Annotated in this window: 15 protein-coding genes and 1 pseudogene; 2 read left to right on the forward strand and 14 right to left on the reverse strand. The window is 35.0% G+C overall.

Annotation, left to right across the window (positions count from 1 at the left end; translation table 11 throughout):
• Positions 1–1,088 precede the first annotated feature (1,088 nt).
• From IPI65_16665 to IPI65_16675, 3 genes are all read right to left on the reverse strand, one after another.
• Entirely contained in the window at positions 1,089–1,319 is a 231-nt protein-coding gene (locus IPI65_16665; protein ID MBK7443079.1) for a hypothetical protein, read from the reverse strand.
• A 61-nt stretch (positions 1,320–1,380) separates the two neighbouring features.
• Positions 1,381–1,554 (reverse strand): hypothetical protein, encoded by a 174-nt coding sequence (locus tag IPI65_16670; protein ID MBK7443080.1) that lies wholly within the window; start codon positions 1,552–1,554, stop codon positions 1,381–1,383.
• 508 nt (positions 1,555–2,062) lie between these two features.
• Positions 2,063–2,260 (reverse strand): hypothetical protein, encoded by a 198-nt coding sequence (locus IPI65_16675; protein MBK7443081.1) that lies wholly within the window; start codon positions 2,258–2,260, stop codon positions 2,063–2,065.
• A 989-nt stretch (positions 2,261–3,249) separates the two neighbouring features.
• Here IPI65_16675 and IPI65_16680 point away from each other — a divergent pair.
• Positions 3,250–3,882 (forward strand): T9SS type A sorting domain-containing protein, encoded by a 633-nt coding sequence (locus tag IPI65_16680; protein ID MBK7443082.1) that lies wholly within the window; start codon positions 3,250–3,252, stop codon positions 3,880–3,882.
• A gap of 90 nt (positions 3,883–3,972) precedes the next feature.
• On the opposite strand, the gene IPI65_16685 is transcribed toward IPI65_16680, so the two are convergent.
• The gene (locus IPI65_16685) at positions 3,973–4,488 is read right to left on the reverse strand and encodes a hypothetical protein (protein ID MBK7443083.1); all 516 of its coding nucleotides are present in this window, start codon (positions 4,486–4,488) and stop codon (positions 3,973–3,975) included.
• Positions 4,489–5,265: 777 nt separating this feature from the next.
• Here IPI65_16685 and guaB point away from each other — a divergent pair.
• Positions 5,266–6,735, forward strand: coding sequence for an IMP dehydrogenase (gene guaB / locus IPI65_16690; GenBank protein MBK7443084.1), 1,470 nt, complete (start codon positions 5,266–5,268; stop codon positions 6,733–6,735).
• A 30-nt stretch (positions 6,736–6,765) separates the two neighbouring features.
• Here the strand turns inward: guaB and IPI65_16695 are convergent, their stop codons facing one another.
• The 10 genes and pseudogenes from IPI65_16695 to IPI65_16740 all read right to left on the reverse strand — a co-directional run bounded on the left by IPI65_16695 (position 6,766) and on the right by IPI65_16740 (position 11,843).
• A complete protein-coding gene (locus IPI65_16695; GenBank protein ID MBK7443085.1) occupies positions 6,766–6,999 on the reverse strand; it encodes a T9SS type A sorting domain-containing protein in 234 nt (77 codons plus the stop codon).
• Between the two features lie 203 nt (positions 7,000–7,202).
• Positions 7,203–7,637, reverse strand: a complete 435-nt coding sequence (locus IPI65_16700) for a hypothetical protein (protein MBK7443086.1) — start codon at positions 7,635–7,637, stop codon at positions 7,203–7,205.
• Between the two features lie 322 nt (positions 7,638–7,959).
• Positions 7,960–8,271, reverse strand: a complete 312-nt coding sequence (locus tag IPI65_16705) for a hypothetical protein (GenBank protein MBK7443087.1) — start codon at positions 8,269–8,271, stop codon at positions 7,960–7,962.
• Positions 8,272–8,712: 441 nt separating this feature from the next.
• Complete coding sequence (locus IPI65_16710) at positions 8,713–9,573, reverse strand: phospholipid carrier-dependent glycosyltransferase (GenBank protein MBK7443088.1); 861 nt, start codon at positions 9,571–9,573, stop codon at positions 8,713–8,715.
• 102 nt (positions 9,574–9,675) lie between these two features.
• A complete protein-coding gene (locus IPI65_16715) occupies positions 9,676–10,044 on the reverse strand; it encodes a glycosyltransferase family 39 protein (GenBank protein ID MBK7443089.1) in 369 nt (122 codons plus the stop codon).
• A 102-nt stretch (positions 10,045–10,146) separates the two neighbouring features.
• Positions 10,147–10,425: an alpha-glucosidase C-terminal domain-containing protein gene (locus IPI65_16720; GenBank protein MBK7443090.1), complete on the reverse strand. Its 279-nt coding sequence runs from the start codon at positions 10,423–10,425 to the stop codon at positions 10,147–10,149.
• Entirely contained in the window at positions 10,406–10,741 is a 336-nt protein-coding gene (locus IPI65_16725) for a hypothetical protein (protein ID MBK7443091.1), read from the reverse strand. The genes IPI65_16720 and IPI65_16725 overlap by 20 nt, the downstream gene beginning before the upstream one ends.
• A 25-nt stretch (positions 10,742–10,766) precedes the next feature.
• Entirely contained in the window at positions 10,767–10,940 is a 174-nt protein-coding gene (locus IPI65_16730) for a hypothetical protein (GenBank protein ID MBK7443092.1), read from the reverse strand.
• A gap of 110 nt (positions 10,941–11,050) precedes the next feature.
• Positions 11,051–11,440, reverse strand: a pseudogene (locus IPI65_16735) (hypothetical protein).
• Between the two features lie 64 nt (positions 11,441–11,504).
• Positions 11,505–11,843 (reverse strand): hypothetical protein, encoded by a 339-nt coding sequence (locus IPI65_16740; protein ID MBK7443093.1) that lies wholly within the window; start codon positions 11,841–11,843, stop codon positions 11,505–11,507.
• Positions 11,844–12,496: the final 653 nt, after the last annotated feature.

The raw sequence follows: 12,496 nt of genomic DNA on the forward strand, positions 1-12,496 counted from the left end.
CTGCTCCCGGATTTATTGTTGAATAAAACGGAATTGCACATTCACTCCGTCTGCATCACATGTGTGCGGAAGAAAAATGTCGTGACTGCTGCTAAAAAATAATTTCAAACAAAAATGATGGATGAAAAATTACATGAAGCAGGCGTGCATTTAATTGGGTGGCGATATTGATGAATCACCGATGCATATAAAGACATTAACGAAGTAATGCAATATCAAAACGAATTGGTAAACATTATTGGAATGTTTTAAACCAAAGTGGTTAGAATAGCATAAGAAAATATGTTTTGTCCAACGCCCTGAAGTAGACAAGGTCGCCCAAAAGCAGATTTTAAAGTTCGTAAAAATAACTTCAGGGGCATTTTAAGAACAAAAAAATACTTGTAATTACCAGATGCGGGAGTCTGCAATGGGGCAGACTCCAATAAATGGTGGTTAAGGGTTAATTGATTTGAGTGCCACATGGTTATGCTGTTTAATAGGCTACCAATTAATTTATTGATTAATTAAATTTTTAACATGAACATTTTATTTAATATAGAAGAAAAATGATAGCGTTAATAAATATTTATATGAAAACAAATGCAAAAAGCTAAACGATTATTGGAAGATATTCTTGAAGAAGAACCTGATTGCGGTGCGGCTCATTTTTGAAATGGGGATGTTATATTACCATGAATTAGCGGAATACGACACGGCCTTTATCATTTCGATTTATGTAAACGTTTTAAACCGGGATTTATTCCCGTATATCATGTAACGTACTAATTGCTATATCGTTAAATAAACACGAAACATTAATAAAATATGCCGAATCGTGTTTGCAAATTGAAGGCGTAAATAAATTTTTTGTCTATAAACACCTCGCCATGAGCTGTGAAACGACATTGTTATTTAAACCTGCGATTAAATACTATAAGCAGGCAAAATTGTATGCCATACATGAACATGACATCACTTTCATAAAAAACAGTTTAACGCGTGTTAAAGAAAAATTTGTAAACAAAAACAGAAATTAATTAAAAGGCAATCACGTATTGCCTTTTAATTTAACCAGATGTATTCGTTGTTTACCTTTTCACAAATTTTCAATTTTGGTCGTCTGCAACCAATTTTGCTAAGTGTAACAATTCCTGATAATCGGCAATACGTTGTAATAAAACATCGCGATCGCCTTTGGTAATTAAATCGAGGTCGTAATATATAATAACATTTTTTGTAGACATTGTTTTTAAAACCGGCGCTCCATAATATTTTGGTGATTTAGAAATTAACAGATAATCGGGTGCCGCTATTGTTTTCCATTTTCCCCATCTCATTTTAAATATGGAATAATAATCACGAAATTGATTGTTATTTAAATTTACTTCAATTCCATGTTTACCAGCAGTAACAAAATACAAAAGCAAGAATACCCAAGCAAAAAACTTTAAAACCATTAAACACAATTGCAATAATACCTATAACAACTAATGTAAAACCCGGTTGTGCGGGAATAACACCGCCTTTATCGGTATTAAATCTGGTGATTTCGATGTTATCGAGTGTTTGCATGATATCGGGTTTAGTTTGATATGACGATACATTTATGTGAATATGCTAAATTAGATTAAAAAAACTTATTCGGGTAAAAGCATTTTCAATTAATGAATTCTTTTTTTGTTTTTATTTAAATTGGTCATTTATCGAAAACGAATGAATTAAAATGTAGGCGGATGCAATTCCCTCATTTTAATTCATTCGTCAACTAAATTATGCGGTTTGAATTTCATTTTTTATGGAGAGTAAGAAAATTTTATATGTGTAGGGCGAATTGCATCCGCCCTTACATTTAAAAGAATATGAGTCGGATCAGCCCTTTTTAACTATTCGGCATCGCAAATTCGGCTGTCACGGCACGATTGAGTTAGTTAAAATATAATATTTTATTTTGTCCAAGCTCTGCATTGGACCTTATTATATGTTCATAATAACCACTTGCCACTCAAAATCCAAATTGTATGTTATCGCAGACTTTGTTACCGCTGCTTAAATCCTAATAATGGAATGTAAATTATGTTTATTAGGAAGATTTTTCTTTGGAATCAATATAATTTAATGAATGTGATAATGGGTTTTCAAGAACTTTATTGTTGGGATATAAATGCTGATTGAATACATTAATGCCAATTTTAATAATTCCATGAAGATGATCAGGCATTAATTGAAATGCACCAAGCTGAATATTCATATCAGGTCTAATTAAAGAATTTGCGCCCATGACTTGATATTATCTCGCAATTGCGCTCGTCTTTAAATGAATTTTTATTTGAATTGGAAATTCCCTTACCTAAAAATGGAATTCTTTTTTGGTGCAAATAGTAGTAAAGTATGTGGCAGCCATGCATAATTCCAATTTTTAAATGCCCGGATTTTCTACTGCTAAATACCTGATAGACTAAAGCCATAATTTTTTTAAATTATTTTCTGGCCAAAAACAAAAATAACTATTCCTTTAGCTTTAAAAATATTTTAAGTAAAAGTTATGCTTTTTTTAAACCGGAATATTGTAACACCTGTAAAATGATGTTTTTGGGGACAAAGAAATAACAAATTTATCGACAACGAATAGTTAAAAAATGTAAGGGCGGATGCAATTCGCCCTCATTTTATATTTACATCTACTACTTGATCAGTGTTTTGATTTTCATTTTGACTGAAATGTTAGAAAATTTCATATTTGCAGAGCGAATTGAATCATTATTAACTATTCATTTAGCGCAATTATTCTGTTGATTTTAGTTGTGCTGAAAGTTAGAAAATGTACTTGTGTGGAGGGAATTGAATCCCCCCTACACAAGTTCAATTTCGTTGTTATTGTTATTATTGGTTAATTAATCGAATACGAATTCACTTCTTAACTCGCGTTAAACACACTGCTCAGGTGTATTTCGGGGGAGGAGACAAGAGTCACAAAGTGCCAATGAATTTGTTAATACAAATATATTATAGTAATTTCGGTATCATTTATCCAATCCGGATGCAGTTATTGATACGTTTTACCTGGACAATGAATATGTATATTCTGATTTAGGTGTAGTATATAATTTTCGTTTAGGTTCATTTTATACATTATATGATTTTAATGCTGAAGTTGGCGATCTATGGGAGGTTGGTGGTGTTTCAAATTTTGGCGATTGCGACTCAATCGGCTTTATTCAAGTTGATAATGTTAACACGGCTTTAATTGGCGGTTTTGAATTAACACAATTGTTTACCAGCAGTGTCGATGACGACTATTGGAATTTCGGCACATTACCTGTTATTGAACGAATTGGTGCTCTCAGTTATTTATTTGCACATTCAAATAGTTGTCTGATAGATTTTTATGAAGGTGGAAATTTAAGGTGTTATTATGATAATGAAATTGGTTATGTTCAAATAGATTCAACAACCACATGTGATTTTGTTTTATCATCAAATGAAATTACAGCATTTACATCAATAGAAATTTCACCAAATCCATTTTCAACTGAATTAAAAATTAAATTGCCGGAAAATTTTTCAAATAGTATAATTACGATATACAGTTTAAATGGATCTGTAATATATCAAACTACGTCAGGTAATTCAACAGTTGTAATTCCGGCCAATAGTATAATTCCCGGTGTTTATTTTTTACATGTTTTGGATAATCACATTCAATATCATTTACAAAATGATAAAATTGTAATTTATTGGAACGCTGATTCCCCGCGGAAAGCCTCCTTCGTTGCACTACGGCGAACGAAGAGGAAAGTCGAGTTTATTTTCAAATTTTCATTTATAGGAAATGATGCATTTTTCTTTCCGAAAGTGCTTACGATTTTGGGCTTGGCGAAGGTGGGGTTTAAAAATTACTAAAATTCAAATTTATTACAAACGCTAATAGAAAGTACAAATGTTCAGCCTAGCACTAAAGCCCCACTTTCGCCAAACCCATGTTAGTGTCAATTAATTTGTTAACGGATTTGTTGTCTTTTCAAAATCTGTTGGCAAAAGTTCTATTGTTTTGTGAACTGCTTCGTCTATGTCTTTAGTTTTAAATGAGTGGTTTGTTTGTGAATTGTCCAAAGTTAGTCCGATTTCAAAAGTGTCTTTGTTGCAATAAATTATTGGCGATTTAAAATTGTCATTCGGAAGTTCAAGGATATTACTGAACCATAAATTGTCGTGGCTAAAGAAAGGAAACAAGTTGCAAAGTCTATTTTTTAAAGATATAAACAAGTCACCATCAAAAAGTGTCTCTCGTTTTATTATTCTTTCGTATTCACTTGTCCACCTTTTTTCTAAAACTTCGTCAATAGTTAATGTCAGTAAGTTTGAATACGTTTCTGAAATGCTAAAATCGTTATTCTCGTCTTTAAGTTGTCCAACAGTTTTATTTTTTGAAAGCCAACCGTCAACGATGACTGAGATTTCTGCCAAATCCTTTGTTGCAATTTGTCCAGCAATAATTTCTCTGTCCACTAATTGAAGTTGCATTTGTTCGCTGTCCACGAAACGGCAAACATCAATATTTCTGCTATCATTTTTGCAAATGCCCAACTGTCAAAATTCATTTTAATTTTCGTGTCCTCACTTGTAAGAAGTCTGACTGGTGAATTTATTTTGTCAAGTTCAGATTGAAGTTTTTTTGTCAAACCTATTATCATTTCGGGTCGTCTATTTAATTGCCACTAACAATATATTTACGAATATAACCAACTTCCATCAATTAACTAAAAACTTCTAACGCATTGCTTATCAATACCAAAACTTGCGCATTTTTGGATATACTATAATTTGCAAGTTGCGCTAAGCCTTTTTTTTGGTTGCGTTGAGTTGCTTTTTAATTTGTTGAGCAAGATGCTAACGATTTTAATGATATTCTGGTTATTTATGGATGGGCAGTTGCAATTTGCCACTACATATTAATTCTTTCGTTTAGCGCACTCAGATGGAATTTTTAATCATTACCTATAAAGTAAGAAAATGTTGAATGTGTAGGGGCGAATTGCATCCGCCCCTACACATTCAACATTTTCGAATTCGGAGCTGCACTGCGGCGGACGAGCCAAGATTCTTATTTATTTTTCATATTTTCAATTAGAAGATAAATCACATTTCATGCTCAGAATCGCGTTAGGGATAGCAGTGGAAAGCCCGCAGGAATGAGGCACGAATGACGAGGACTTGGAACGGATAGCCCGACCAACTAACCAAAAAGCGCTTTTGCAAATTCAAATTCCCGTTCTATCTTTGCACATGGAAAATCTCTCAACTAAGTTTTTGGGTGAAAGTCTCACCTTCGATGATCTCCTTGTAGTTCCGGCCTATTCTGAAGTATTACCACGTGAAGTTGACATATCGACGCGGCTCACACGCAATTTGCGTATTAATGTGCCTATTATATCCGCTGCAATGGATACTGTGACTGAGTATAAGATGGCAGTTGCCATGGCCAGAGAGGGTGGTATTGGCATCATTCACAAAAACATGAGTATTGAGAAGCAGGCAGACCAAGTAAGACGGGTGAAAAGGAGTGATAGTGGACTGATTATTGACCCTGTTACCCTGTCACAAAATGCAATAATTCGTGATGCGCTTGCTATGATGAAGGAGTTCAAAATTGGTGGCATTCCGGTGATTGATGAAAATAAGAAGCTGGTTGGGATTTTAACGAACCGCGATTTGCGTTTTGAAACGAATATGCAGCGGCCGATTGCTGAGGTGATGACGACCACAAATTTGATTACCGCGCCTGAAGGCACTACGCTGCAGCAGGCTGAAAATATCCTCAAAAACTATCGTATCGAAAAACTGCCGGTTGTTGATGGAGATGGCATTTTGAAGGGATTGATTACGTATAAAGACATCCTCAAACTGGCGAGTCACCCGCGCGCATGTAAGGATAAATATGGTCGCTTGCTGGTTGGCGCTGCAGTTGGTGTTACACATGATACCATTCAGCGCATTGAGGCATTAAGAGCTGTAGGAACCGACCTGGTTATTATTGATACTGCTCATGGTCACTCGAAAGGGGTGATTGATATGGTGAAAACCGTAAAATCGAAATTTCCGGATTTGGAGGTGGTTGCGGGCAACGTTGCTACCGGAGCCGGCGCAAAAGCGCTTGCTGATGCCGGTGTTGACGGTGTTAAGGTTGGAGTTGGTCCCGGAAGTATTTGCACTACGCGCGTTGTTGCGGGTGTTGGTGTTGCACAAATCAGCGCGATAAACGATGCGGCCAATGCATTAAAAGGCACAGGAGTTCCTGTAATTGGTGATGGTGGAATTCGATATACAGGTGATATAGTGAAAGCAATTGTTGCGGGTGCCGATACCATTATGGCCGGTAGTTTATTAGCGGGAACGGAAGAAAGTCCGGGCGAAACAATTATTTACGAAGGCCGAAAATTTAAATCGTACCGCGGAATGGGCAGTGTGGAGGCCATGGAAATGGGTTCAAAAGACAGGTATTTTCAGGATGTGGAAGATGATATTAAAAAATTGGTTCCTGAAGGCATTGTTGGTCGCGTTCCGTTTAAAGGCACATTAGAGGAAGTGATGGTTCAATACATCGGTGGTTTAAGAGCCGGAATGGGATATGCGGGTGCGAAAGATGTTGCATCATTACATAACGCTCAATTTGTAAAAATAACTGCAAGTGGTATTCGTGAATCGCATCCACATGATGTTGTGATTACGAAGGAGGCGCCGAATTATAGTAGGTAGGATTGAAATAATTATTTTGTCCTACGCTTATTAATTTTTATAAAATTTATAAGTATTTAAAATTTGACCATATTCGTTCGTTGCTATTGATATGTATAAACCAGCAGCAAGGTGATTCAAATTTATAGAATAGTTGTTGCTTAATAATTCATGCGACAGAACTCTACCGGTTAAATCAAGTACATCAATAAATATTTTGCCGTAATAGAGTTCAACTTCGTTATTATAAATTAAAATATTATTTGATAAATACGGATCGTGCAAATTTAAATTTTCACTAGTGCTATCTGTTTTAAGCCAGCACGTAATAACGTTGGGTGTCGTAAAATATTTTGTTGATGATATTATTGAACTCCCGCAAGCATTTATAGTTTTCAACTTTACGCCGAAGGTGTGATTTTAAAAAAATCTCCATACTTGCTATAATAAATACCCATCTGACAAATATGTATCACCTGTTGTCCACGTTAAGCCAGCGTTTTCACTCCAATAAATAGATTCCGATCTTGTTGTTTGTGGAATTCTGGCAAAAAATAACATGAGGAAGGCGCACTTTGAACAGTTGATATAACACCTGTTGGTAATATTGGATTACCTGCGATGTAAATTGAGTAAGTATGTGTCTCAGCGTATCCATTTTCAAAATTAGCAGTAACCGTTATATCATAATAATTATTGGGGGTAACAAACGGTTTTAATGTAATCCATCTTGCAGAAGGCAGATTATCATCATTAGGCCCAAAATCAAATGCTGTGGATGTCCAAGTATAATTAACATCCGGATAATATGCACATGAAATATTTTCACCTGTTGAATTAATACAAAACTCAGAAGGTGTTTGAATAAATGGAACCGCTTCAGTACCCGATTGTTTATATACCCGAATATAATCAACATACATATTTTGGGTAATGCCGAATCATCTACATAATCCTCATTAATATCGCATGTTAATGGCGATTGCATACTTAATCGAATATGCATAGGTTTGTCAACCGGATCAAATGGCATATCTTCACTATTTAAGCCTGAAACCTCAATCGTTCTAATTAAACTGTTATTTAAATAAAACTTAATAATATTTTGATGCCATTCGCAACCAATATTCACCCATTGATAGTCCAAATTGTACGGTTCAAAAAACAATTGTTTAAATAGGTGAATCTTTTGAGATTCTCCAGCTGCAATTTCAGGCGTTCCATAGTCCCAGTGATAATTGGATTTTAAAACATTTTGTGGCCGCTATAGGTTTCCCAAATATCAATTTCTCTATATTCAGGCATCTCCACCACCTGCAACAAATAACCAAAAAGCAGAGCCTGCGCCTTTGGAAAAAGGTAGGTTTTTGACTCTAATTTCAATATAAGAATCAGGGTAAATTTAAACTCCTTAAAGCTATCGTCGTCTGTTGAAAATGTTTTGATTTCAGCACCAGAATGTGCGCAACCTGCATAATCATCACTACTTAGTGTCAATTTTAAAGAACCGTCTGCTTCAGTTACGTTATTAGGATTAAAACTATGCCATGAAGGCAATTGTGATATGCATCATCAGTATTGGTGCTTTTATTCCAATATTCAGGATTAACTTCATTGTCATTAAATTCATCGTTAAAGATTAATTGCCATCCCGGTTTATAAATTGGTGATGGCGGAGAATTATAACCGACTTGCTTATAACTTGAATACCAAACATCACAAAGGTGTTGAGACTTTAAACATGCGCTTAATGCCAGTAAATAAAAAATTGTTGTTTTCAAAGCGCGCCATTTATTTAATGATGCCTATTAATAATAAAAATATAAAATTATAATGAAAAGATATAATTTGACAAAAACCTTTCAACAGATGGAATTTTAAACGTAAAGTATTATTATTTTAATTCAGGGATATCATTCATCTCAATTATCTGATAATCAGGGTTTTCACATGTAGTTTCAGGTAGGTTATTGCTTCCAGCAAAAGTAAATTTTATATCTAGTTTTTGAATTCCCTTAATGATTCAATATCCGGTATTGTATTATAAACAATAAAATCGGTATAAAACATGGCCTCAATTGGACGGGGATAGTTAAACAGAATTGCTTTACCATGATTGGTTTCACCCAGTTTTTTTAAATCTTTTACCCATTCGGTAGAAGTTGTGTTTGGGTTTAACATTTTGGTTCGTTCTACACAATATCTAAAGGGAAGTAAAATTAGCAAGGCCAAAATAATGATTGCAAAAACTCTTTTAATTCCACTAAATTTTAATTCATTTATTTTATCATAAAACAATCCTGTAATAATAAATAGAGCCGGAGCAGTAAATAAAATGTAACCCTGCATTTTGGTTTCGGCAATTGTAAAAAAGATTACTGGTATAAATACCCAAATTAATAATGCATATTGTTTATTCAAAAACTTACGTTTTAGGGTTTGTATGGTAAACCATATTAGCGGTAAATAAATTAAATCGCCATAACTTATTCTTAGCCTTGCTAAAAAAAACCACCTGTCCTCCGATCGACCTTCAAGTGCTTCAGTTAAATGCAAATTATTATAATATTGCTCCCATGCTGTTTCAAGTGGAAAGGCCTTGGCGCTATAAATTTGCCAGGGTAGTGCTACAACAACTAAGGCGAATACCAGCAATGCCAATTGCCTGAAAATTTGCTGTTTTGAAAATTTATCGCTGTCATAAACAAGTATAAACCAGATTGGTAATACAATTAATGCCGGTAACCACTTGGTTAAAATAGCAAACCCAATTGCAACTCCGACTAAAATGTTATAAGCCTTTTTTTCTGTGTTAATAAATTTAATACAAAAAAATACCGCCAGCTGTATAAAAAACAAAAGAATATGTCATAATTATCAGGTTGAACTCTGCCCCCTGTTAATTCAATTATTAAACCATTCATTGAATACAGCAATGCGCTAATGAATGCCACACGTTTGTTAAAAGAAATTACCGATATAATAAACTAAAAAAATACCAAGTGTTGTTAATAAAATGCCGGGTATTCGGACTGCAAATTCATTTATTCCAAACACTTGCAAACTTGCACTGATAAACCATAGTGGCACTGGTTGTTTATGAACCCAATAATGGTTGCTGTACCATTCTTTGTAATCGTAAGGCAATACAGGATCTTCGTAAAGTGTTGGTGTTAGCGGATGGGAAATCATGTTTTTTGCCACAAGTGCATGATAACGCTCGTCCCAGGGGTGTAAATAATTATCTGAAGACACATATACCCTTAAAATAAAACCTGCTATTATTACGAGTAATAAAGCAGGTTTTATTTTACAAATTTTAAAAAACAATACATTGCGATTCCATACATCGCCAATGTTATTTATAAAATTATTAATCCGGTTACATGTGCCGTCATTTATGATAAATCATTCACGATATTTAAATTAATTTTATTGCACCAACACCAAATACCCCCAGGCCGGAATATTAACTTTTTTACCCGTTTTTATTTTTGTTTTTTTCCGGTGAAGTAGTTTTTTATATTTTCCGCCATCGGTTGAAAATACGGCATCGTGTGCGTCGGAAGATAAATTTAGTATAACCATTGCTTTATTATCTCCAGCCGTGCGGGTGTAACAATAAATTTTATCGTGTTGTGTAGCAACTCTTGTATATGCACCACCATAGGAGCCATTCCATAAAGCAGGGTTATCTTCTTTTAATTGAATAAGTGTTGTATAAAACTGCGTGTAATTTTGTGTCGACCCAGGTTATTGGATCTTTATCGAAAAATTTCAATCGGCGATCCAATGCAACTTCCTGACCGGAATACATCAATAGCATGCCCGGAATTGTTGCGGCCATTACTGCAAATGTTTTTGCCCCATTTCCCATTCTTTCGAATTCGGTTCCGTTCCAGCTGTTTTCATCATGATTGCTGGTAAAGTTCATGAAGTAACTATCTGCTGTATAGTTTTCAAATCTTTCTGAATTGCCACATCCATGGTATCGGCGGTCGGTTGTGCCCTTTGCAATTTCATTCATGACATGATGCTTATTCAGGCATAGGTCATATGAAATCCATCAGTATGTAATTGCGGGCCTTCTGCTTGGATAACAGGAAAATGTCGGTTTTATTTTCGCTTAATTCGGTTAATGCTTCTTTCCAGAAATCATCAGGAACCATCATTGCAACATCACATCTGAAACCATCAACATCAGCTTCGGTTATCCAATATTTCATGTCTTCAATCAGCCTGCGCGCATGGCTTTGTTATCATAATTTAAATCCGCTCATCACTCCAGTCGGCCACGGGAGGAATAATTTACCGGACTTTATCGGTCGTATAAAAATCAGGATGTTTTCATCCACACATGATCCCAGCTCGTGTGATTGGCCACCCAGTCGAGGATAACATATATCATGTTTATGGCTTCATCAACTAATTTTTTAAAATCTTTAGCGATCCAAATTCAGGTTGGTTGCTGTGTAATCAGAAATAGAATAATAGCTGCCTAAACTACCTTTCCGGTTTAATAACACCAATGGGTTGCAATATCATCATCCATAAAATACCAACTCCCCATGCATCGAACCTGAGAAAATGTAGCAAATGCATCAAACGTGCCTTCCGGCGTGTATTGGCGGATATTTACTTCATAAATGGTTGATGTCTTTACTCCATTCAGGTGCTGCGAATAAAATGAACTGAGGCTGCAATGATTGTAAAATGTTAGGACGATAACGTTTTATTCATAAAAAATGAGCTGGTTAATTTTCAAAGTAATTATTTCAAATGAATATAGGTTATGCCTTAACCTGCATCGTTGTGGTATTCATTTTTTTAGCGCTACTAAAATTTGTATGATAAGGTTTGCCGGCTTCAATATTCGTTAATGGCATAACAACGCCTACTGTTTTATTGAATAATGCATAAACCACATCATCAAAATAAGGGCTTTTTGGAAATATATAAAAATTAGGGCTCACCTGCAATATCGAAAATCTCCATATAACAAGGCCATATGGCTGCTGCGCAAATTTGTAAGTGGTCGAAACTGTATTGGTTTTTACATCGAGTTGATACTTGTTCAAGTTATCAAATTCCATCATTCTGCGATTATCCGGGTCGTTTGCTCCGGGCATTCCAATTTCATCCCCATAATATATTATCGGAATTCCGGGATTGTCATGTTAAAGCATGTAGCATTTTCGTTGGCATAACCTATTGTATCGGTAACTTCAATCTTGCGGTTTCCAACCGGCTTCCTTATCGTTTTCACTCCATTTTAAATCGCCGCTGGCATAAGAAATAAATCTCGCCATATCCTGGTTGCCTGTTATATTACCCTTACGTGATGATAACCAAATAATTAAATGTTTCGTTTTAAACTGGAATTTAACCGATCAAAGCCAACCTCATTGTTTGCAAAAACACTTCTTGCGTCAAAATATAAAAGCAAAATCAAATTTGCATTTAATAAACCTGTTCCTAAATACGAACCAATTAATTCGCGTGAACCAAATGTTTCTCAATCTGATAAATATTTCTGTTTTGTGGAATTTCAATTTCAGTTTTTATTTTGTAAGTCAATAATCTCAAAATTCTGTTTCAATATGTTTTGTTGCATCATGTCGGAAACCATCTAAATTAAATTCATTTAACCAAAACATTGCGCTGTCGCTGAAACCTGTCCGCAACTTCCGGTTTACTGTGAGTCAAAACTTGGCATATACGGTTCGAACCATGTTGTCAAACGATATTCATCCCATAAACGCAGGTTTTTTCTTCCGTCGGT

Source organism: Bacteroidota bacterium, assembly GCA_016706255.1.
GTDB lineage: Bacteria > Bacteroidota > Bacteroidia > Chitinophagales > BACL12 > UBA7236.